Source organism: Streptomyces durocortorensis (genome assembly GCF_016901035.1).
GTDB classification, from domain to species: Bacteria; Actinomycetota; Actinomycetes; order Streptomycetales; family Streptomycetaceae; genus Streptomyces; species Streptomyces durocortorensis.
Window position 1 is genome coordinate 1 of record NZ_JAFEUF010000019.1, and the last position, 22,329, is coordinate 22,329.

The 22,329-nt window shown below is 71.9% G+C and carries 18 protein-coding genes and 1 pseudogene; 9 read left to right on the top strand and 10 right to left on the bottom strand.

From position 1 onward, the window contains the following. From JS521_RS36485 to JS521_RS06430, 4 genes and pseudogenes are all read right to left on the bottom strand, one after another. Positions 1-133 (bottom strand): annotated as a pseudogene (locus JS521_RS36485) (siderophore-interacting protein); the annotation flags it as partial. 239 nt (positions 134-372) lie between these two features. After that, a complete protein-coding gene (locus tag JS521_RS06420) occupies positions 373-1,809 on the bottom strand; it encodes an FG-GAP and VCBS repeat-containing protein (protein WP_205081755.1) in 1,437 nt (478 codons plus the stop codon). Positions 1,810-1,930: 121 nt separating this feature from the next. After that, a complete protein-coding gene (locus JS521_RS06425; RefSeq protein ID WP_205081756.1) occupies positions 1,931-2,572 on the bottom strand; it encodes a GNAT family N-acetyltransferase in 642 nt (213 codons plus the stop codon). A 127-nt stretch (positions 2,573-2,699) separates the two neighbouring features. Next, positions 2,700-4,157, bottom strand: a complete 1,458-nt coding sequence (locus JS521_RS06430; RefSeq protein WP_205081757.1) for an MFS transporter — start codon at positions 4,155-4,157, stop codon at positions 2,700-2,702. Positions 4,158-4,374: 217 nt separating this feature from the next. On the opposite strand from JS521_RS06430, the gene JS521_RS06435 reads away from it, so the two are divergent. The 4 genes from JS521_RS06435 (at position 4,375) to JS521_RS06450 (ending at position 10,924) form a co-directional block, all read left to right on the top strand. Further along, complete coding sequence (locus tag JS521_RS06435) at positions 4,375-4,818, top strand: winged helix-turn-helix transcriptional regulator (RefSeq protein WP_205081758.1); 444 nt, start codon at positions 4,375-4,377, stop codon at positions 4,816-4,818. A 114-nt stretch (positions 4,819-4,932) separates the two neighbouring features. Further along, entirely contained in the window at positions 4,933-5,475 is a 543-nt protein-coding gene (locus tag JS521_RS06440) for a DUF1707 SHOCT-like domain-containing protein (RefSeq protein ID WP_307847790.1), read from the top strand. Between the two features lie 249 nt (positions 5,476-5,724). Next, positions 5,725-10,074: a GH92 family glycosyl hydrolase gene (locus JS521_RS06445; protein WP_205081759.1), complete on the top strand. Its 4,350-nt coding sequence runs from the start codon at positions 5,725-5,727 to the stop codon at positions 10,072-10,074. Between the two features lie 94 nt (positions 10,075-10,168). Continuing rightward, positions 10,169-10,924 (top strand): hypothetical protein, encoded by a 756-nt coding sequence (locus JS521_RS06450; RefSeq protein WP_239486871.1) that lies wholly within the window; start codon positions 10,169-10,171, stop codon positions 10,922-10,924. A gap of 165 nt (positions 10,925-11,089) precedes the next feature. Here JS521_RS06450 and JS521_RS06460 read toward each other — a convergent pair whose 3' ends face one another. The 5 genes from JS521_RS06460 to JS521_RS06480 all read right to left on the bottom strand — a co-directional run bounded on the left by JS521_RS06460 (position 11,090) and on the right by JS521_RS06480 (position 17,596). After that, positions 11,090-11,665 carry a YrhB domain-containing protein gene (locus tag JS521_RS06460; protein WP_205081760.1) on the bottom strand — a complete coding sequence of 192 codons (576 nt, stop codon included), beginning with the start codon at positions 11,663-11,665 and terminating at the stop codon, positions 11,090-11,092. A 203-nt stretch (positions 11,666-11,868) separates the two neighbouring features. Beyond that, a complete protein-coding gene (locus JS521_RS06465; protein ID WP_205081761.1) occupies positions 11,869-13,035 on the bottom strand; it encodes an acyl-CoA dehydrogenase family protein in 1,167 nt (388 codons plus the stop codon). 4 nt (positions 13,036-13,039) lie between these two features. Next, positions 13,040-14,014, bottom strand: coding sequence for a hydroxymethylglutaryl-CoA lyase (locus JS521_RS06470; RefSeq protein WP_205081762.1), 975 nt, complete (start codon positions 14,012-14,014; stop codon positions 13,040-13,042). Beyond that, positions 14,011-15,966: an ATP-binding protein gene (locus tag JS521_RS06475; RefSeq protein ID WP_205081763.1), complete on the bottom strand. Its 1,956-nt coding sequence runs from the start codon at positions 15,964-15,966 to the stop codon at positions 14,011-14,013. The genes JS521_RS06470 and JS521_RS06475 overlap by 4 nt, the downstream gene beginning before the upstream one ends. Positions 15,967-15,973: 7 nt before the next feature. Further along, entirely contained in the window at positions 15,974-17,596 is a 1,623-nt protein-coding gene (locus JS521_RS06480; RefSeq protein WP_205081764.1) for a carboxyl transferase domain-containing protein, read from the bottom strand. A 109-nt stretch (positions 17,597-17,705) separates the two neighbouring features. Between JS521_RS06480 and JS521_RS06485 the strand changes: the two genes are divergently transcribed. Continuing rightward, positions 17,706-18,323: an SACE_7040 family transcriptional regulator gene (locus tag JS521_RS06485; RefSeq protein ID WP_205081765.1), complete on the top strand. Its 618-nt coding sequence runs from the start codon at positions 17,706-17,708 to the stop codon at positions 18,321-18,323. A 100-nt stretch (positions 18,324-18,423) separates the two neighbouring features. Beyond that, positions 18,424-19,089 (top strand): GOLPH3/VPS74 family protein, encoded by a 666-nt coding sequence (locus JS521_RS06490; RefSeq protein WP_205081766.1) that lies wholly within the window; start codon positions 18,424-18,426, stop codon positions 19,087-19,089. A 59-nt stretch (positions 19,090-19,148) separates the two neighbouring features. Here JS521_RS06490 and JS521_RS06495 read toward each other — a convergent pair whose 3' ends face one another. Then, positions 19,149-20,060, bottom strand: coding sequence for an NmrA/HSCARG family protein (locus JS521_RS06495; RefSeq protein WP_205081767.1), 912 nt, complete (start codon positions 20,058-20,060; stop codon positions 19,149-19,151). 103 nt (positions 20,061-20,163) lie between these two features. Between JS521_RS06495 and JS521_RS06500 the strand changes: the two genes are divergently transcribed. The 3 genes from JS521_RS06500 (at position 20,164) to JS521_RS06510 (ending at position 22,138) form a co-directional block, all read left to right on the top strand. After that, positions 20,164-20,742: a TetR/AcrR family transcriptional regulator gene (locus JS521_RS06500; RefSeq protein WP_205081768.1), complete on the top strand. Its 579-nt coding sequence runs from the start codon at positions 20,164-20,166 to the stop codon at positions 20,740-20,742. Between the two features lie 82 nt (positions 20,743-20,824). Then, positions 20,825-21,628, top strand: a complete 804-nt coding sequence (locus JS521_RS06505; RefSeq protein WP_205081769.1) for a phosphatase — start codon at positions 20,825-20,827, stop codon at positions 21,626-21,628. A 75-nt stretch (positions 21,629-21,703) separates the two neighbouring features. Further along, a complete protein-coding gene (locus JS521_RS06510) occupies positions 21,704-22,138 on the top strand; it encodes a YdeI/OmpD-associated family protein (RefSeq protein WP_205081770.1) in 435 nt (144 codons plus the stop codon). The last annotated feature ends 191 nt before the right edge of the window (positions 22,139-22,329 follow it).

Genomic DNA, 22,329 nt, shown 5'->3' on the forward strand with positions numbered 1-22,329 from the left:
GCAGACCGTCGGCCCCCGGCCCGCCGAGTGTGACCCGGAGGATGGACGGGCCCAGCCGCCTCGTCCGCAGGACGGTCAGATCGAAGGGCCGGAACGGGGCGACTTCGGGGGCGGCGGCAGTCGTCGACGTCAACGGGGGCTCCTCCGGGACGGGCCGGAGCGGCGGACGGACGGGCCCGGCTTCCGGCTGGGGCGATCCGGGGGAAGGTTAGCCTACCCTTGTCTAACCAGGGGGCTGCGTAACGCCGACGTCCACTCCGGCGGGTCGGGTGGCACGCGCGTCCACTCCGGCGGGTCGGGTGACGCCCGCGTCCACTCCGGCGGGTCGGGTGACGCCCGCGTCCACTCCGGCGGGTCGGGTGACGCCCGCGTCTATTCCGGCAGATCCGCCCCGGTCTCCCGCAGCACGGCCGAACCGGCCCCCGTCACCCCGCCCTTGGCCCCGGGCAGGATCCGCACCGTGTTCTCACTCGGCGCCGAAACCGCCAGATCGGCGCGCCCGTCCCGGTCGAGATCGCGCAGCCGCAGGTCGTAACCGAAGTAGTCGTGGGCCACCGTGCCCCCGGCCACCCCGGGCAGCGTCTTGTCGAACACGACGGAACGCGACCCCTTCAGCCCGCCCGAGCCGCCGCGGAACACGTACGCCGCGCCGGACGCGCTCTTCTCCCCGGCCGCCTCACCCGGTACGCCGACCGCGAGGTCCGCGTACCCGTCCCCGTCCGCGTCCCCCGCCGCCAGCGAAGCGCCGAACTCGTCGTTTGCCTCCGAGGCCCCCGGGATCCCGGCCGTCGACTGGCTGAAGGCGAGGCTCCGCGACCCCGGCCCGGCCGAGGCCCCGTACCAGAGGGTGACCGAGCCGCGGCTGCCGCTCGCGTACGGATTGCCGACCGCGATGTCCCCGTAGCCGTTCCGGTCGAAGTCCCCGATGGCCACGTCGAGCCGTTCGTGCTGCTTCTTGCTGTCGATGACCTTGGCCGGGCCGGAGGTGAGACCGGCGCCGTCGCCCTTCAGGAACCACGCCTCGGTCCGGAACGTGCCGCCGACGCCACGGACCCCGACAGCGACCAGGTCGGTCTTCCCGTCCCCCGTGACCTTCCCGGCCGCCAGGCTGTCGGCGTACCAGCCCTGCCCCGCCCGGTCGTACGCGGTGACCTTCCCGAGGCCGCCGGACTTGGTGAACCCACCCCGGTACAGCAGGACGTCACCGGCGTTGACGGTCGCGATGTCGGGACGTCCGTCCCCGTTGAAGTCTCCGGTCGCGATATCCCTGCCGAACGCGCCGAAAGCCCCACCGCCCTTGCGCGGGACGGCCGTTCCGCCCTTGAGTCCCTTGGCCGAGCCCCACACGACGGTGACCGAGCCTACGGGGGTCGTCCCCGACTCCTCGCTCGGATTGCCCACGACGAGGTCCGCGTACCCGTCCCGGTCCAGGTCCGCACTGGCGAGCGCCCCGCCGAACTGGTCGTTCTCCTCCCCGGCCCCGGGAACCCCCGGTGAATCCTGATGGACGAGCTGCGTCTTCGTCGTCAGCCCCTTCGGGCCGCCGAAGGTGACGAGCACCGCGCCGCCCGAGAAGGAGACCGAGCCGTCGTCCATGCCGCTGTACGCGTACGGCACGGCCAGGTCGCGGTAGCCGTCCCCGTTGAAGTCGTCGTAGTGCTTGGCGGCGGCGGCCGACGCCGGAGCGGCCAGCAGGAGCGGGGCCGGGCAGGCGGCGAGCACGACGCCCGCGGCGACCGACGCCGCACGGAGGCGGGGCAGTCGCCCGCGGGAGGCGCGGGCACGGGGGAGGAGAGATGACTGGATCATGAAGGGCTGCTGCTCCTGCGGTTCAGGGCCGTGTCCGTATCCGGCGCACGGCTGCCGACGACACAGCGAAGACCCGTACCGAGGGCGAAGGGTTGTACGACGGGGGGCGGGAACTGCCGCCTCAGATCCCGAACTCCGCCCGGCAGGCGTCGAGTCCCTCCACCGTCACGTCCACGCCGCGATGCGTCTCCCACCGGGCCCGGTCCAGGCGCAGCCGCTGAAGAGTGACGGGAGCCCCGCGCACGACATCCGTCTGAAGGCCGTCGTCGGTGTACCCGAGCCGCCGCGAGACCCCGAGCGAACGGGGGTTGTCGGTCATGGCGGCGGACACGGCGTACCGTGCGCCGAGCCCGGCGAACGCGAGGTGGAGGGCCGCGGCGCGCATCTCCGTACCGAGGCCCTGCCCCTGGTACGGGAGCCCGAGCCACGACCCGGTCTCCGCCTCCCGCCGCACCCCGAAGTCCCGCCCCATCAGGTCCTGCCGCCCGACGACCTTTCCCTCGTGGAGGACGGCCAGGCTGAGCGTCCAGTCCCGTACGGACCAGCCGGCGACGGTTCCCAGCAGATGCTGGAACACGGCGCGCGCCACCTCGTCGGGCTTCCCGTCGGTCCACGCCACACTGAACGGCATCCGGTCCGGATCGTGCAGCCCGCGGGCCGCCACCGAGGCCAGCTCGTCGAGGAGTTCCAGTCCGGGCAGGCGCAGTTCGAGGCGCGGGGTGCGGAGGCGAAGCCCGTAGAGGGGCCAGTGTTGGGGGTTCATGACGGAACTCTGCCGGACGGGGCGGAGGGGTGTCGACCGGTAATTGGGAGCGGCGCGAGGTGCGACGGCGGGGGTACGGTCCGCCGACGTCCCCGGCGCGACCGTACCCCCCGTGCCGTACGCGTGATCAGGATCCCAGCCCCGCGGGCTGCTCGACCCCGCCCGGTGCCCTGCTCCCGTCCGGCACGCCCCCGGACCCGCCGACGGGGGAGCCCGGCACCGCCGCCCGCCGGGTGCGGAGGCCGGACGCGCTGACGGCTACGGCGATCAGAGCGGCGGCCAGCGGGACGACCAGGGCCGCCCGGTACCCGTCGAGGAGCGCCGCCTGTGCCGTCCCGCCCGTGGCGGCGACGTTGACGGCAGCCACGGCGGACAGCCCGAGCGCCGCCCCGAACTGGAAGGACGTGTAGAGCAGTCCGCCCGCCACGCCCTGTTCCTCCTCGGCGATGCCGTCCGTGGCCACGATGGTGAGCGGCCCGTACACCAGGGAGAAGGCGATACCCAGGAGGAGCAGGCCCGGGAACATCGCGGCGTACGTCCAGTCCGCCGCGAGCGGCAGGAACAGGGCGTACGACAGCGAGGCGAGGAACAGCCCGACGACGATGACCCGGGCGTTGCCGAACCGGGCCACCAACTTCGGGGTGAGCAGCGGTGAGAGGACCGCGTCCACGCCGATGACGATCAGCGCGAAGCTGGTCTGGAGGGACGACCAGCCGCGTAGTTCCTGGAGATAGAGGACGGCGATGAACTGGAAGCCGAAGAACCCCGCGGCGAACAGCAGCCCCGACACGTTGGCGCGGACCAGCGGCCCGCTGCGGAAGATGCCCAGGCGCACCAGCGGCGAGGACGAGGCGCGCTCGATGACGACGAACGTGAGGAAGAGGAGCAGGGCCGCGCCGATCGTGACCACGGTCCAGCCGGCCGGGGCGTGCGTGGCCCGCTCGACGCCGAAGACCAGGAGCAGGATCCCGGCGGTGCCGGTGACCGCTCCGGCCAGGTCGACGCCCTTCCCCGTGCGGTCGGGGCGCGGCGAGGCGGGGATGAGGGCGAGCGCGGCGACCAGGATGCCGAACGAGAGGATGACCGGGGCGAAGAACACCCAGCGCCAGTCGATGGCGGAGAGCAGCCCGCCGACGACCAGGCCGATGGAGAAGCCGCCCGCGGCGGTGCCCGCGTAGACGAGTAGGGCCTTGTTGCGCTGCGGCCCCTCCGGGAAGCCGGTGGTGATGATCGACAGCCCGGCCGGGGTCATGAAGGCCGCGGCGATCCCGGTCACGAAGCGGGCGACGATCAGCATCCAGCCCTCGGTGGCCAGGCCGCCCAGCCCGGAGAAGAGCAGGAACACCACGAGCCAGAGGACGAACATCCGTCGCCGGCCGAAGAGATCGGCCGCCCGTCCGCCCAGCAGCATGAAGCCGCCGTAGCCGAGGACGTACGCGCTCATCACCCACTGGAGCGTGCCGGTGGACAGATCCAGATCGTCGCGGATCGCGGGCATGGCCACGTTCAGCATGGCCACATCGATGCCTTCGAGGAAGATCGCGCCGCACAGGACGAACAGCACACCCCAGGCGCGTCCGGTCATGCGGTCACTGCTCGGTCTCGAGGGGGATGGCGATGAGGACACGGGACTTCTCCTTGTACGCGGACGAAACGGGCATGGCGAACAGCCGCCAACAGCGTTCGGGTGGGATGGGGTTCGCGTGCAGGGGCCTCAAGCAGCGCGAAGGATGGGCGAGTTACCGATCTGCCGGTCGGTTCCCTCTTGTAACCACTTGAAGCTTGCGGCACCGTGGGGCGGTATGGAAGAAGGCACTTCGAAGTCACCGAGTCACTGCGTCGATACCGACGCCGGTCCGGACTACGACATCAGCCAGTGGGACGTCCGCGAGGGCTGCGAGGTCCGGCAGATCCTCGACCGTGTCGCGGACAAGTGGTCGCTCCTCGCCATCGCCCATCTCGAACGCCGCACGCTGCGCTTCTCCGAGCTGCGCCGGCTGATCGAGGGCATCAGCCAGCGCATGCTGACGGTGACCCTGCGCCAGCTGGAGCGCGACGGCCTGGTGCGGCGCACGGTGTACCCCGTCGTCCCGCCCCGCGTGGAGTACGAGCTGACGGAGCTGGGCGCGACGCTGCACACGACGATCAGGTCCCTCGTCGACTGGACCGAGACCCACCAGCAGGAGATCGCGAAGGCGCGAGCCGACTACGACAGCCGGCAGGCCGAGGGGGCGCCGGCCTCCTGAGCCGTGAGTCGGCCTCCCGATCCCGCAGCAAGTCCGCCTCAGCCGCAAGCAGGCCGCCGGATCCCGCAAGTCCACCTCATATCGGCCGGGTTGGTGCGGGGTTAAGGTGAACCGGTGACCTCACCTCAGGGAAGCGCCATGGCGCGCGTGGGCGAAGACGACCGCGAGAGCGCCGTGCGGCGCGTGCGGGAGGCGTACGCCGAGGAGCGCATCTCGCACGAGGAGATGGACGAGCGGCTGGGCCGGGTGCTCGCCGCCACGACGCACGGCGAACTGGCGGCGGCCCTGGACCCGCTCCCGGCGGAGGACCCGGGCACGACGGCAACGATCGCTGCCGCCGGTGGACGGATCAAGCGGCGGGGTGCGTGGCAGGTGCCCAGGATCCTCAAGGTCGAGTCCGCCTTCGGGCGGGTGCGCCTGGACCTGTCCCGGGCGGTCATCGCGTACCCGGTCGTCGACATCGAGCTGAGCCTCGGCACCGGCAACGCGAGCATTACGGTGCCGCGCGACGCGATCGTCGAGGTGGAGGGTCTGGCGACCGGGTGGAAGGACCTGCGTTACCGGCCCCGGCAGCCGTCCCGCCCCGGCGGCCCGCGCATCCGGATCTCGGGGGCGCTGGGATACGGGCGGCTGAGGATCCGCCACGCCTGGCGCTGAGGCGCCCACCGGGTGCGCGTACCTCGCGGCCTCGCGGACATGGCCTGTTGGTCAGGTCTTCCCATCCCGGCCCTCTCGGGGAAAACTGTGCCCAGCACTGTGGTGCACGCGCCCGGACGGGAGTTGGACAACGTTGTCATCCATCACGGATGACCGCTGACGCCCTCCTCCCCGACCGGGCCCACGCCTTCCGTTCGCCCTCCGTTCGCCCTTCCTTCCGCCTTTCCGTCTGCCCCGAGAGGACCGCTCATGCGGGAACCCACCGCCGCCGCACCCCCGCCGCCCCGGACGAGACGGGGGCGGCTGCACGCCGTCGCCGTGGCCGCCCTCACCTCGGGCGCGCTCGGCGCGGGCCTGGCGCCCGCCACCGCCACCGTGACGGCAGCGGAGGCCGCCCCGCGCGCCTCGTCGATCAGCCCGTACGACGCGGTCGACCCGTTCATCGGGACGGAGCTGGACCCGGCCCAGAACAAGGGCAACAGCGCGTACGGCAACACCTGGCCGGGCGCGACGACCCCGTTCGGCATGGTCCAGTCGAGCCCGACGACGTACCGCTCCTCGGACGGGGACCAGAAGGGCGGGTACGAGTACAGCGCCGACAAGATCCGCGGGTTCGGGATGACCCGGCTGTCCGGCACCGGCTGTGAAGGCCGGTTCAGCGCCTTCGACTTCCCGGTCCTGCCGTACACGGGCGAGCTCGACGGGGGCGCGCTGCCGGCCAGCCCCGGCACCAAGATCGACCCGTACTACCTGGACTTCGACCACCGCGACGAGACGGCGTCCCCCGGCCACTACACGGTCGGCCTCGCCAACGGCGTGGAGACGGAACTGACGGCGACCACCCGAACTGCCGTCAACCGCTACGAATTCCCGGCCCGCAAGGACTCCTCGACACTCATCCTGGACGTCGCCGGCTCCAACAACCGGGTCTTCGACAGCGAGGTGAAGGTCGAGGGCCGCACGGTCAGCGGCTGGGTCGAGACGGCGTCGGTGTGCGACGAGGGCGGCCGCTACCGGGCCTACTTCTCCTCGACGTTCGACCGGGCGTTCACCTCGTACGGCACCTGGCAGGGCGGCGAGGTCACGGCAGGTGCGGCGACCGCACGCGGTGGCGAGGCCAAGCACGGCTCCGGCGCGTATCTGGTCTTCCCGAAGGGCGCGACGGTCACCGCGCGGACCGGGCTGAGCTACGTCAGCGTGGCGAACGCGGCGCGCAACGCCGAGGTGGAGACGGGCGGTCGCACCTTCGACCAGGTGCGGAAAGCGACGGCGCAGGTCTGGAAGGACGCGCTGTCCACGGTGAAGACCACCGGCGGGACGAAGCCGGAGCGGGTGAAGTTCTACACGGCGCTCTACCACTCCCTCCTCCACCCGAACATCGCCGACGACGTGAACGGCCAGTACCCGGGCCACGACGGCAAGGTGCGGAAGGTGGCGGCCGGCCGGCACCACTACGTGACGTACGCGGGCTGGGACATGTACCGGGGGCAGGCGCAGCTCATCGCGCTGCTCTTCCCGAAGGTCGGCGACGACATCAACCAGTCGCTGGTGGACCTGGTGAAGCAGACGGGTGCGTGGCCCAACTGGCCGCATCTGAACCAGTCGCAGCAGAAGATGAGCGGCGACTCGCTCCAGGTGGTGCTGTCGTCGATCGACGCGTTCGGCAGTGTGGACTACGACCGCAAGGCGGCGCTGACGTCGATGCGGAAGACGCAGTCACTCCCCGCCGACGCGACGAAGCGGGCGCACGCGCAGCAGTATCTGAGCGCCGGTTTCATCGACAACGGCAAGGGCGACTCGGCGACGTCGAAGACCCTCGAATACGCCGTCGACGACTTTGCGATTGCCCAACTGGCGGACCGGCTGGGCGAGAAGATGACGTACGACCGGTTCATGACGCGGGCGCAGAACTGGCAGAACCTGCTCGACCCGGAGACGGACCGGATCCGCCCGCGTGGCCGCAACGGCTTCGACCGGAGCTTCAACCTCGGTGAGCGGGGCAACCAGTTCGAGCAGGCGACGGGCTACCAGTACGGCTGGATGGTCCCGCAGAACATGGGCACGCTGATCGAGAAGCGGGGCGGCGTCGAGGCGGTCACACGGGACCTGGACGAGCACACGAAGTCCCTGGACGCGGGCGTCTACAACACCAACGGCGCCTACCTCTCCAACCAGCCCAGCTTTTCCATGCCGTACGCCTACAACTGGCTGCGTCAGCCGCACCGCACCTCGGAGGTGCTGCGCCGGGCGACGGACGAGATGTACGACACGACCCCGTCGGGCCTGCCGGGCAACGACGACCTGGGCTCGCTCAGCTCCTGGTACGTGTGGGCGAACCTGGGGATGAACCCGACGGTGTACGGGACGGCGAACCTGGTGCTCAGCTCGCCGATGTTCGACAAGATCACGATCGACAGCGCGGACAGCGACCGCCGGATCACCGTCAAGGCGGCGGGTGCGGCGGCCGGCAAGCCGTACGTGACCGGCCTGAAGGTCAACGGCCGCTCCACGTCGAAGTCCTGGCTGCCCGAGGACTTCGCGCGGGCGGGCGGCGAGCTGACGTTCACGATGGGTGAGACGCCGAAGGCCTGGGGCACGGGGCCGGCCGATGTCCCGCCCTCGTACACGGACGGCTCCGACGCCCGCAACAACATCGGCTCGACGCCGGACGGCCAGGGGAAGCTGGGCTCGCTCGACCTGAGCGACAACTCCCTCTCCCGGGAGAAGCTGGCGGCGGCGGGCGCGGCACCGGGCGCGAAGCTGCCGCTGGGTGACACGGGGGTGACGTTCACCTGGCCGGACACCGACGCAGGTCAGCCGGACAACTGGATCCCGCACGGCCAGCGCATCGACCTGGCCGGCCGGGCCGGCAAGGGCGTGAAGGCCACGGGCATCTCCTTCCTGGGCCTGGCGACGAACGGCCCGGCGCAGGGTCTGGCGACGGTGGAGTACGAGGACGGCTCGACGCAGAACGTGGCGGTGCAGTTCACGGACTGGACGCCCGGCACGAACTACCTCTACGGCAACGTCCCGTTGGTGGCCACGGAGGGCCGCAACAAGGTGAACGGCACGTCGGACACGACGCGCACGGTGGTCTTCGGCACGGTGCCGCAGGTGCTGGACGGCAAGAAGCGCGTGAAGTCGGTGACCCTGCCGCAGGGCACGGACCGGGGCATCATGCACGTCTTCGACGTGGCGTTGACGACCAACCCGGACCTGGAAGCGCCGGGCGTGACCCCGGAGCGCATCGTCCTCACCCTGACGGAGACGCCCTCCACCTCCCAGGCGGTGACGTGGCGGACGGGCAGCGGCACGACGAACGGCGAGGCGCAGTACCGCGAGAGGGGCTCCAACTCGGCCTGGCGCAAGGCCGGAGCGACGGCGAACGAGGAACTCCTGAGCAACGGAGTCCCGACGCGCACCCACTCGGCGGTGATGGACCGGCTGAAGCCGGGGACGGCGTACGAGTACCGCGTGGGCACGGGGGACAAGCTGAGCGAGCGGTACGCGTTCACCTCCGCCGGAAAGCCGGGCGACGCGTTCACGTTCCTCTACTTCGGAGACGCGCAGAACGACCTGAAAGCGAAGTGGGCCCCGGTCGTCGACCGGGCGTACAAGCGCTTCCCGAAGGCGATCGGCAGCGTCAACGCGGGTGACCTGGTGGACTCGGGCGGCAACGACGGCCTGTGGGACGAGTGGTTCGGCGCGATGAACGGCCACAGCCAGACGACGAACGTGATTGCGGCGCCGGGCAACCACGAGTACAACGCGGACCTGTTCCTGAAGACGTGGAAGTCCACGTTCGCGTACCCGGCCAACGGCCCCACCGCCGTACCGGCGAAGGACGAAACCCCGGCGGAACGCCAACGGGTGGCGTACGAGGTCCATATGGCGAAGTCGATCACCGAGACCGCGTACTACACGGACTACCAGGGCGTCCGCTTCATCACCCTCAACGCGAGCACGCACGACGCCCGCGAGCTGATGACCCCGCCGGACCTGCCGCCGTGCTCGCAGGACTGCCCGGACCCGCAGAAGCTCTGGCTGGACCTCCAGGCCCGCTGGCTCGACACGATCCTGGCCGACAACCCCAACAAGTGGTCGGTCGCCACCTTCCACCAGCCGGTCTTCTCGGCGGCGGCCGGCCGCGACGAGAAGCCGATCCGCGACGCGTGGCTGCCGGTCTTCCAGCGCAACGACATCGACCTGGTCCTGATGGGCCACGACCACGTGTACGCCCGTGGCTACGTCAACGAGGACGCGACGGACACCCCCGGCGTGACGACGGGCCCGGTCTACGCGGTCGCGATGGCGGGCCCGAAGTATTACGAGCTGTCCCCGGCCGACGACAACGTCTGGACCCGCAACGGCGCGACCCAGGTGGCCCGCGCGGCGCACACGTCGACGTTCCAGGGCATCACGGTCTCCAAGGACACGATCCGCTACGAGGCGGTCATCGGGGCCAAGTGGGACGACAAGTCGACGACGGACAAGGAGGTGGGGGAGACCCTGGACGCGTTCACGATCACGAAGAACGACGACGGCGTGAAGTACGTGACGGAGGACGGGGTGGCGGTGCCGGGGGCGGAGCGCTCCTAGCCGACAATGCCCCTGGCCGCCGTGGACCGGTCCACGGCGGCCAGGGCGTCTGCCGCGGCCTCGCCCGGGGCAGGCAGGGCAAGCCGGCTTCGGGGTGCGCCCGTCCGACCGGCGGGCGGTCGTACCCTCCCGGGAGCTTGAGTACGCGTACTCAAGCGGGGCGCGACGCGCCGACAGAGACTCGGCACATGCACAACTCACCCGTTCCATCAGCGTATTCGCCCACAGCCGACGCGGTCTCGCCGCTGCCGCCATCGCCGCTCTGGCCCTGACCGGCTGCGGGAGCGAGCAGAGTGGCGGCGGGGCGCGGGGCGAGCAGAGCGGGAACGCCGTTTCCACAAGAAGTTCGCCGCAGCCGTCCCCCGAACAGGCGGCGTTCACGGCGCTGTTCGACAAGTTCGAGAAGGCGTGCCCGGCACCCGGTACGCCCGCGAAGAGACCCGGCGGCGGGAACGCCGATACGGAGAGGCCGGAGAGTGTCGCCCCCGGGGAGACACCCTCGACCGACCCGATCGAGCCGGCTCCCCCCACCGGGCCCGAGGCGGAGCTGAACGCCCGTGACTGGTGCGTGAGCGGCCACCACGAACAGCGGGTCGTCGAGGCCCTCCAGAAGCTGGCGGACCCCACCCCCGCCAAGGTCCGGAAGACCCTGAACGGCCTCGGCTACACCGACGACCTGATCCACGCCCTGAAGCAGGACGACGAGACGACCCGCTTCTACCTCGACCTGCGCGAGAGCGGCGGCCGGCTCTGCGAGTCGGGCCTGGCGGCGGGCAAGGCGTCGGACATCATCCCGTGCGTGGCCGCCGCCACCGGCCCGTTCAAGGTCACGGCCGAGAACCGACCGTAACGCCGACCGGCGAAGGCCACGCCCTACGGGATCAGCCGACGCGTGAACCCGGTCTCGACCAGCCGCTCGTAAGCCGCAGCGACCCGGTCGGGGACGGGCTGCTCGGTCATGAACCCCTGCGCGGGATGCACACCTGTCGGGCATCCGACCATGACTGGGTCGTGATCACGGCTGCTTGCCCTGCATCTGTGCCGAGTCCCGAATCGTCTCCACCATGAGCACCGGGTCGAGAGGCTTCACGAGCTCCCTGGTGGCTGCGGCCACGAGATGCGCGGGTGCGTCACCGGCCGGCCATGCGCTCACGTAGGCGAGGGCTTCCGCGGGCGAGAGCGTGGGCAGCCTCCGGCGCAGCATCCGCGCCGCGTGCAGGCGTCCGCGCGCGGCGGCGACTTCGCGGAGTGCATCGTGCAGGTCGTCCACCGCCGTGCGGACCGGCAGTCCGCGTATCCGGGCTCGGTAGTCGGCCTCCCACTCCCTGGTCACAGCGGAGACGACGCCGATCCGGTGCAGCCCGCCGTCGACACGGTCCACCAGGTACGGCCCGTTTCCGGCCAGCATGAACTCCGGGTTTCCGGTGCGGACGAACTCCTCGGAAGTCCAGGAGACGATCCACACCAGCTCGTGCTCCTCGACGTCGACCACCGCCATCCGCAGCGGATCCTCTCCGGTGGCCCGCCACCGTAGGTAGTCGCGCTCCAGCTGGGCCTTGACGGTCCGAATGGCGGCTTCTCGCTCGATCACGCATGCAGCCTCCCGCACGGACCCCTCTCCCGGACAGCGAATTCGCCGGGCCCGGTCCCGGGCCCGATACGACAGGTCTGATGGGTGCCCCTGACGGACACGACCGCCCCCGGGGCCGTGGGCGAGTCCACGGCGCCGGGGGCGGCAACAGTCGGCGAAGCAGTCAGCGCATCGGCCGGCGGCTCAGCGCAGCAGCCGGCAGCTCAGCCCGGCAGGCCCAGCTCCCGGGCGATCAGCATCCGCTGCACCTCGCTCGTCCCCTCGCCGATCTCCAGGATCTTCGAGTCGCGCCACATCCGCGCCACCGGGTACTCGTTCATGAAGCCGTAGCCGCCGTGGATCTGCGTCGCCTCGCGGGCGTTGTCCACCGCGACCGTCGAGGAGTACAGCTTCGCGATCGCCGCCTCCTTCTTGAACGGCTCGCCCGCCACCAGGCGCGAGGCCGCGTCGCGCCAGCCCACGCGGGCCATGTGGGCGCGCATCTCCATGTCGGCGATCTTGAACTGGATCGCCTGGTTCGCGCCGATCGGCCGGCCGAACGCGTGGCGCTCGGCCGCGTACTTCACCGACTCGTCCACGCAGCCCTGTGCCAGGCCCGTCGCCAGGGCCGAGATCGCGATGCGGCCCTCGTCCAGGATGCGGAGGAACTGGGCGTAGCCCCGGCCCTGTTCGCCCAGGAGGTTCGCCGCCGGGACGCGGACGTCGGAGAACGACAGCTCGCGGGTGTCGGAGGCGTTCCAGCCGACCTTCGAGTACGGGGCGGCGACCGTGAAGCCGGGGGTGCCGGACGGGACGATGATCGCGGAGATCAGCGGGCGGCCGTCCTCCTTGCGGCCCGTCACCGCCGTGACCGTCACCAACTCCGTGATGTCCGTGCCCGAGTTGGTGATGAAGCACTTCGAGCCGTTGATCACCCACTCGTTCGTCGCCTCGTCCAGCACCGCCGTCGTCCGCGTGCCGCCCGCGTCCGAGCCGCCGTCCGGCTCCGTCAGGCCGAACGCGCCCAGCGCCTCGCCCGCGCACAGCTTCGGCAGCCACTGCCGCTTCTGCTCCTCCGTGCCGAACAGGTGGAGCGGCATCGCGCCCAGCGAGACCCCGGCCTCCAGGGTGATCGCCACCGACGAGTCGACCCGGGCCAGCTCCTCCAGGGCGATCCCGAGCGCCAGGTAGTCGCCGCCCATGCCGCCGTACTCCTCCGGGAACGGCAGCCCGAACAGGCCCATCCGGCCCATCTCGCGCACGATCTCGTACGGGAATTCATGGCGCTCGTACAGGTCGCCGATCTTCGGCGCGATCACGTCGTGCGCGAACTCCTCGACCGTGCGGCGCAGTTCCTCGTGTTCGGCGGTCAGCCGGTGGTCCAGGGACATGGGGTCACTCGCTCCTTGTGGGAGAGGAAGAAGGGGGAGGGGTCAGGGCGCGGACCGTGCGGGACGGGCTCGGCCGGCCCAGGTGTTCGGCCAGCCAGACGCTGGTGGCGGTCAGTTCGGCCAGGTCGACGCCCGTTTCGATGCCCAGTCCTTCGAGCATCCAGACCAGGTCCTCGGTGGCGAGGTTGCCCGTGGCGCTCTTCGCGTACGGGCAGCCGCCCAGGCCGCCCGCCGAGGCGTCGACCGTGCTCACCCCGTGCTGGAGCGCGGCCAGGGTGTTCGACAGCGCCTGGCCGTACGTGTCATGGAAGTGCACGCCGATCGCGGGCGTCGCGACGCCCGCCTCGTTCAGGGCTGTCAGCAACGCCGTCACATGGCCCGGCGTCGCCACCCCGATCGTGTCGCCCAGCGACAGTTCGTCGCAGCCCAGGTCCATCAGGGCCTTGGCCACCCGCACCACCTGGGCGACCGGGACCGCGCCCTCCCACGGGTCGCCGAAGCACATCGACAGGTATCCGCGGACCTGGACCTTGTCCGCCTTCGCCCGGGCCACCACCGGCTCGAACATCGCCAGCGACTCGTCGACCGTACGGTTCAGATTGCGCGCCGCGAACGTCTCCGTCGCCGAGCCGAACACCGCGATCGACCGCGCCCCGAGCGCCAGCGCCCGGTCCAGGCCCCGTTCGTTCGGGACCAGCACGGGGAGGGATACGTCCCCTACGTCGGCGATGTCGCCGAGGAGCGGGAACAGCGCCTCCGCGTCCGCCAGTTGAGGCACCCACTTCGGGTGCACGAAGCTCGTCGCCTCGATGGTGGTCAGGCCGGCCACCGCCAGACGGCGGATGAACTCCGCCTTCACCTCGGTCGGGACGGTCTCCTTCTCGTTCTGCAGGCCGTCCCGCGCCCCCACCTCGTGGATGCGGACCCGGGAGGGGAGGGCGGGGGCCGGGACCTTCATGGGGAGTCCTTGTGCGCTCATGCGTCCTCCCCCTCGGCCGCCGGGACCACGACCGCCAGGATCTGGTCCATCGCCACCGTCGCGCCCGCCGTGACGTCCAGCTCGGTCACCGTCCCCGCGTGCGGGGCCGAGATCACGTGCTCCATCTTCATCGCCTCCACCACGAGCAGGCTCTGACCCGCCTCGACCTCGTCGCCCACGGCTACCTTCACCACCGTGACCGTGCCCGGCATCGGGGCCGCCAGCGTGTCCGCTCCGCTCCGGCCTGCGCCGCTCAGGGCCGCCTCCACCGGGTCGTGGTCCTGGACGTGCCAGGTGTCGCCGTCCCGGCCGAGCCAGTCCCCGGAGCGGTGGAAGTGGCCCACCGCGCCGTCGAGTTCGACCGTGACCCGGTCCGCTGTGACGGTCGCGCCGACGGGGGCGCCGTGAGTAACGGGTTCACGTCCCGCTACGCGCAACGGGAACGCCAACGGCACCCGCACACCCCCCGTCCGCCACCCGCTCGGCACCGAGAACGGGTCCGTCCAGCCGCCCTCGTCCGGCCGGGGGGCCAGGGCGTCGAGGCGCACCGCGGCCGCCGCCGCGTACACCTCGTCCGGCACTCCGTCCGGCACCAGGCCCTCCGCCTCGCGCTCCACCAGCCCCGTGTCCAGGTTCCCCGCGACCACGTCCGGGTGCGCCAACAGGCGGCGCAGGAAGCCCGCGTTGGTCGGGACGCCCAGGATCACCGTGTCCGCGAGGGCCGCCCGCAGCTTGCGGATGGCCGTCGCGCGGTCGGGGCCGTACGCGATGACCTTCGACAGCATCGGGTCGTACAGGCTGCCCACCGGCACGCCCTCGCTGAGCCCCGAGTCCGTCCGTACCCCGCCGCCCTGCGGTTCGCGCAGCGCCAGCACCGTACCGCCGGAGGGCAGGAAGCCGCGGGACGGGTCCTCGGCGCAGACCCGCGCCTCGATCGCCCAGCCGGTGAGCGTGATGTCCTCCTGTGCGTACGGGAGTTGCTCGCCCGACGCCACCCGCAGCTGCCACTCCACCAGGTCCAGGCCGGTGATCAGCTCGGTCACCGGGTGCTCGACCTGGAGGCGGGTGTTCATCTCCATGAAGTAGTACGAGGACGGGTCGTTGCCCGGGACGATGAACTCCACCGTCCCCGCCCCGACATAGCCGCAACTGCGCGCCGCCTGGACGGCCGCCTCGCCCATGGCCGCCCGGGTCGCCTCGTCCAGCAGGACGGACGGCGCCTCCTCGATGATCTTCTGGTGGCGGCGCTGGAGCGAGCACTCGCGCTCGCCCAGATGGATCACGTTGCCGTGGGCGTCCGCCAGGACCTGGATCTCGATGTGACGCGGGCGGTCGATCCACCGCTCGACGAGCAGGGTGTCGTCGCCGAAGGAGGCGCGGGCCTCTCGCCTCGCCGCCGCGATCTCCTCGCCCAGCACCGCCGCGTCCCGGACCAGGCGCATGCCCTTGCCGCCGCCGCCCGCCGAGGGCTTCAACAGGACCGGGGTGCCGATCTCCCTTGCTGCTTCATCCAGTTGGGCGTCCGTCAGGCCGCTGCCGGAGGAGCCGGGCACGACCGGAACCTCGTACGCCGAGACCGTCTCCTTGGCCCGGATCTTGTCACCCATGAGCGCGATCGCGGAGGCGGGCGGGCCGATGAAGACCAGGCCCGCTTCCGCACACGCGGCAGCGAACTCCGCGTTCTCCGCCAGGAATCCGTACCCCGGGTGGACTGCCTGCGCACCCGTGCGGCGGGCCGCTTCAAGGAGCGCCGGGACGTTCAAGTAGCTCTCGGCGGCGGGCGGCGGGCCGATCCGTACCGCCGTGTCCGCCTCCCGGACATGCCGGGCGTCCGCGTCCGCGTCGCTGAAGACCGCGACCGAGCGCACCCCCTGCTCCCGTAGGGTCCGGATCACCCGGACCGCGATCTCGCCGCGGTTGGCGACCAGCACGGTGTCGAACATCGTCGTCATCTGTTCCTCACATCCGGAAGACGCCGAAGCCCGGACCGGCCGGGTCCTTCTGGGGCAGCGGGGCGTTGGCGCAGGCGGTCAGGGCGAGGCCGAGGACCTGCCGGGTGTCCACGGGGTCGATCACGCCGTCGTCCCAGAGCCGGGCGCTGGCGTAGTACGCGTTGCCCTGGGTCTCGTACTGGGCGCGGATCGGGGCCTTGAACGTCTCCTCGTCCTCGGTGCTCCAGTCGTCGCCCAGCTGGTCGCGCTTGACCGTGGCGAGGACGGAGGCCGCCTGCTCGCCGCCCATGACCGAGATCTTGGCGTTGGGCCACATCCACAGGAAGCGGGGGCTGTAGGCCCGGCCGCACATGGAGTAGTTGCCCGCGCCGTACGAACCGCCGACGACGACCGTCAGCTTCGGCACCCGGGTGCAGGCCACCGCCGTGACCATCTTCGCGCCGTGCTTGGCGATGCCGCCCGCCTCGTAGTCCCGGCCGACCATGAAGCCGGAGATGTTCTGGAGGAAGACGAGCGGGATGCCGCGCTGGTCGCACAGCTCGATGAAGTGCGCGCCCTTCTGGGCCGACTCGGAGAACAGGATGCCGTTGTTCGCGACGATCCCGACCGGGTGGCCGTGGATCCGGGCGAACCCGGTGATGAGCGTCTGGCCGTACTCCGCCTTGAACTCCTGGAAGCGGGAGCCGTCCACCACGCGCGCGATCACTTCGCGGACGTCGTAGGGGGTGCGGGAGTCCACCGGGACCGCCCCGTACAGCCCGGCCGGGTCCACCTTCGGCTCTTCGGCCGGCTCGACCGACCAGGGGAGCGGGGCCCGGTCCGGGAGGGTCGCCACGATGTTGCGGACGATGCGCAGGGCGTGCGCGTCGTCCTCCGCGAGATGGTCGGTGACCCCCGACGTACGGGAGTGGACCTCGCCGCCGCCCAGCTCCTCAGCCGTGACGACCTCGCCGGTGGCGGCCTTCACCAGCGGCGGGCCGCCGAGGAAGATCGTGCCCTGGTTGCGGACGATGACGGCCTCGTCGCTCATCGCCGGGACGTACGCCCCGCCCGCCGTGCAGGAACCCAGCACCGCCGCGATCTGCGGGATGCCCGCCCCCGACATCCGGGCCTGGTTGTAGAAGATCCGCCCGAAGTGGTCCCGGTCGGGGAAGACCTCGTCCTGCATCGGCAGGAACGCGCCGCCCGAGTCGACCAGGTACAGGCAGGGGAGACGGTTCTCCAGCGCCACTTCCTGGGCGCGCAGGTGCTTCTTGACGGTCATCGGGTAGTACGTGCCGCCCTTGACGGTCGCGTCGTTGGCGACGATCACGCACTCCCGGCCGGAGACCCGCCCGATGCCCGCGATGACGCCCGCGGCCGGGGCCTGGTCCCCGTACATCCCGTTCGCCGCCAGCGGGGCCAGCTCCAGGAACGGCGAGCCCGGGTCGAGGAGGGTGTCCACCCGGTCCCGGGGGAGCAGCTTGCCGCGCGCCTCGTGGCGGGCCCGCGCCTTCTCACCCCCGCCCAGCCGTGCCGTGGCGAGACGTTCCGCCAGGTCGTCGGAGAGCGCGCGATGCGCCGCCTCGTTGGCCTGCCAGGCCTCCGATGCGGGATCGGCCGCGCTCACCAGGACCGGTGCCTGCTGCATCGTGTCGAGCCCCCTTGCCCGTACCGCGATCATCTGCGCTCGTTAATGAGCGTTAACGCGTTTCCCTCAGGTTAACGAGCGCTAACGACCCTGTCTAGAATGAATCCTCATGAGCACCCATGCCGCCGCCCGCGTCGCGGCTCCCACCCGCCGCGAGCAGATCCTCCGGGAGGCCGCCCGCCTCTTCGCCGAGCGCGGCTTCCACGGTGTCGGCGTCGACGAGATAGGCGCCGCCGTCGGCATCAGCGGCCCCGGCCTCTACCGTCACTTCCCCGGCAAGGACGCGATGCTCGCCGAACTGCTCGTGGGCATCAGCGAACGCCTGCTGGAGGGCGGACGGCTGCGGGTCACGGAGGACGAGGCCCGGGGCGACGGCTCCCCGGAGGCCCTCCTGGACGCGCTCATCGAGGGCCACATCGACTTCGCCCTCGACGACCGCCCCCTGATCACCCTCCACGACCGCGAGCTGGACCGGCTGCGCGACACGGACCGCAAGCGGGTGCGCCGCCTCCAGCGCGAGTACGTCGAGGTCTGGGTCGGCGTCGTCCGCGCCCTCTACCCGTCGCTGCCCGAGAACCGGGCCCGCGTCACCGTGCACGCCGTCTTCGGCCTGCTGAACTCCACCCCGCACCTGGCCCGCCCCGACGCCCTGCCCGGCCGCGCGGCGACCGCCGCCCTGCTGCACCGGCTGGCCCGGGGTGCGTTCGCCGCGGCGGAACCCTCCTGAGCTGCGGCTTTCCCGCCTGAGTCGCTCGTGGTTCCGGGCAACCATGAACGGGGTACGTACGTCTCTCCGGTCAACACGCAACGAATCGGGGAGCCGCACGATGACCGTCTCACTGGGCGAAGAGATCATGCTGCTGTCGCTGGACGACGAGACCGGCGCGGCGAAGGGGGAGACCGCCGCCCGCTGGGGTGTGGCGGCCGGCATGCTCCTGGAGCTGGTCATGGCGGGGCGCGTCACGGTGCGGGGCGGCCGTGTCGAGGTCTTCGACCCGACCTCGACCGGCGACACCCTCCTGGACGGCCGGCTCGACCGGCTCACGCGCTGGGTCCACGAGACCTCCAGCAGCCGCAAGGTCGTGGCCTGGCTGACCCGGGACCACGCCAAGGGCTCCCAGGACGTCGTGGACAGCCTCGTCGCCCGCGGCCTGGTGACCGAGGAGAAGCACCGGGCCCTCGGCGTCTTCCCGGTGCGCCGCTACCCGGAGGCCGACGGAACCGTCGAACGGGAGCTGCGCGCCCGGCTGGCCGCCGCGGTGCTGGAGGGGGCCGAGCCGGACGCCCGCACCAGCGCGCTCGTCGCCCTGGTGCACGCCACGGGGATGCACCCGCAGGCCTTTCCCGGCCTGCCCAAGAAGCAGGTGGACCCGCGTATGGCGGAGATCGCCGAGGGGCACTGGGCGGGCGTGAGCGTGCGCGAGGCGATCCGCAACCTTCAGGCGGCGATCACCGCCGTGACCGTCGTGACGGTGCTCTCGGTGGTCCCGTAGGCCCAGCTCCCCGGGGATGCCGCCCCTCACGTTGCAGCCGTCCCCGAGGCTGCCGTCCCTCAGATCGTCGGCGACAGGTGCCGGTGCGCCCAGGTGGCGAACGAGGTCACCGGAATGCCGAGTTCCCGTGCGAGCTCGGGGCGGGCCGGCTGGGTGATGGCGTTGCTCCACAGATGGCCGGCACCCCACGCGGGCATCCCCGCCGCGAGCGCCTCGTCGAGGTCCATCGACGGGGCCGTCACCGGTACGCCCCAGGCTGTGGACAGCACCTCGGCGACCTGCTCCATCGTGAGGCGGTCACCCGCCAGTTCCAGCTCCACCCCGTGGAACCGGTCCGGCTCCTGGACGGCGTGGGCGACGGCCGCGCCGATGTCCTCGCTCGCCACCAGCGCCAGGACCGTGTCCGGCCGGATCACCGTCGCCAGGCCGCTCTCGGGCCCGCTCGGCGCCAGTTGGGGCAGGTTCTCCATGAAGAACGCGGGCTTCACCACGGCCCAGCGGGCGAACCCCGCCCCGCGCACCTGCTCCAGGATCGCCTGCTTGGTGTCGAAGTACGGGGCCATCGCGGCCCAGTTGCCCTCGGCCCAGCCGGGCGTCTCCGCGTGCGCCCCGACGCCGCTGGTCGAGGACTGGACGAACTGGGGCACGCCCGCCGCCCGCGCCGCCTCGATCAGGTTCGCCGCCTGCGCCCGTTCCCCCGCGAAGTCGACTCCGCTGGAGTCCATCGGCGGCATCTGCACCGAGAACACCGCCCGGACGCCCGCGCAGGGCGCGTCCAGCGAGGACCGGTCGGTCAGGTCCCCGGTCACCAGCTCGACGCCCAGCGCCTCGACGTCCTTCGCGCGCCGCGTGTGCGGGTCGCGCACCAGCGCGCGCACCGGGATGCCGGCGGCCAACAGGGCCCGGGCGACGGCCCCGCCCTGGCGCCCGGTGGCGCCGGTGACCAGTACGGGGGCGGTACGTGATGCCATGGCGATGTCTCCTCACGACCTGGAACATGAAACGGCGGGGCCCGCCGTTTCCTTCCCGGTTACGATATGGCGGGGCCCACCACTTAGCAAGCAGGGAGAGAAAGTGACCGGTCAGCGCGCGGACGCCCGCCGCAACTACAGCCGCATCCTCGCCGTGGCCGAGGCCGAGGTCGCCCAGCACGGGGCCGCCGCCTCCCTCGAACAGGTCGCCCGCACGGCAGGCGTCGGCTCCGCCACCGTGCGCCGGCACTTCCCCACCCGGCAGGCCCTGCTCGAAGCCGTCTTCCAGGAGCGCATCCAGGGCCTGTGCGAGCGCGCCGGCGAGCTGAGCCGCGCCGAGGACAGCCGCGCCGCCCTGCTGGAGTGGCTGCACGACCTCCTCGCGTACGCCGTCGGCGCCCGCGGCCTCGCCGACGCCCTGACCTTCGAGCCCCCCACCGACGCCCCCGCCGAGCCCGGGCAGCACTCCTGCGGGGCGATGATCGAGGACGCGGCCGCCCCGCTGCTCCGCCGGGCCCTGAGCGACGGGGCGGTCAGGCCGGGCACCACCTTCCACGATCTGCTGACCCTCGCCATCGGCATCGCCCTGGCCACCGAGCACCACACCGAACCGTCCGTCCAGGCCGACCGCCTCTTCGCCCTCGCCGTCGAAGGGCTCAGCCCGAGCCCCCCGAGTCGCTGACGGCCGCACCCCGCCGTCCCCCGATGTCCTCCGTTGATCAGGAACCGGGCACGGTCCGCACACCGGACGGCACAATGGGTCCATGCCGATACCCAGCCGCGCCGTCCTCGTCGACCACCTCGTCCGTTCGCGTATCGCGGGGGACGTCGCCACGCCACGCGACAACAACCTCTCCCACTACCGCAAGCTCGCCAACGGCGACCGCCACTACTGGCTGGGCCTGGAGCTGGGCGACCGCTGGACCGACGAGCAGGACGTGCTCGCCGTGATGGCCGAGCGCTGCGGTGTCATCGACGACCCCGCGCACCGGCAGGGCCAGGACACCATCGACCCCGAGCTGACGGTCGACGCCCTGGAGCGGATGGCGGCCCGCCTGCGCAAGGCCGCAGACGGCCGCGAGCGGGTCCTCTTCGCCACCGGGCACCCCGGCGGCCTGCTGGACGTGCACCGGCAGACGGCCGACGCGCTGCGCCGGGCCGGCTGCGAGATCGTCCGCATCCCGTCCGGGCTGATCGCGGACGAGGGGCTGGTCGTCCAGTTCGCCGACGTCGCGATGCTGGAACGTGGGGCGACCCTCTGGCACACCCACTCCCCGGCCCCGATGGCCGCGATCCTGGACACCATGGCCCACCTGGGCCGCCCGCTCCCCGACCTGGTCGTCGCCGACCACGGCTGGGCGGGCTGCGCGGGACAGCGGGGGCTGGACGCGATCGGTTACGCCGACTGCAACGACCCGGCCCTCTTCCTCGGCGAGTCGGAGGGCACCCTCCAGGTCACGGTCCCGCTGGACGACCACGTCACCGACCCGCGCTTCTACGACCCGATGACGGACTACCTGCTGCACGCGGCGGGGCTGCTCGAAGAGGAGGAAGAGACCGCCGAGTAGAGGCTTCGGCGATGAGTTTCCGGCGCGGCGGGCGTCTGCCCTGACAACAGCGGGCGGAGACGAAGGGTGCGGGCCATGAAGTTCAGGACGACGATGTTCCAGAGCGGGAACAACACCGGGATCGAGGTCCCCGAGGACGTGGTCGAGGCCCTCGGGGCGGGCAAGCGCCCGCCGGTGAACGTGACCGTGAACGGGTACGCGTACCGCTCGACGATCGCCCCGATGGGCGGGCAGTACCTCATCCCGTTCAGCTCCGACAAGCGCAAGGAGACCGGCATCGGCGGCGGGGACGCCATCGAGGTGGAGCTGACCCTCGACACCGCGCCCCGCACGGTGGAGCCGCCCGAGGACCTGGCGGCGGCGCTGGCGGCGGCTCCCGGGGCGGCGGAGGCGTTCGCGGCTCTCTCGCCCAGCCGCCAGAAGGCGCACGTGACGTCGGTCGAGGGTGCCAAGGCGCAGGAGACACGGGAGCGGCGGATCGCGAAGGCGGTGGCGGAGTTGACGCTGTGAGCCCGTGGAGCACGGAGGCGTGTCCGCACGGCGCGGGGCCGGTCCGGCCCGCGTCACCGGATCCGGCCGGTGCCGGGACGAGAAGCTTCCGTGGGGGGCGGCGGGGGGGGGGGGGGGCGGCCGGGGGGGGGGGGGGGCCCCCCGCCGCCCGCAACCAGAGCACGCCGCCCCGGGGGCGCTGGGGGGAGGGG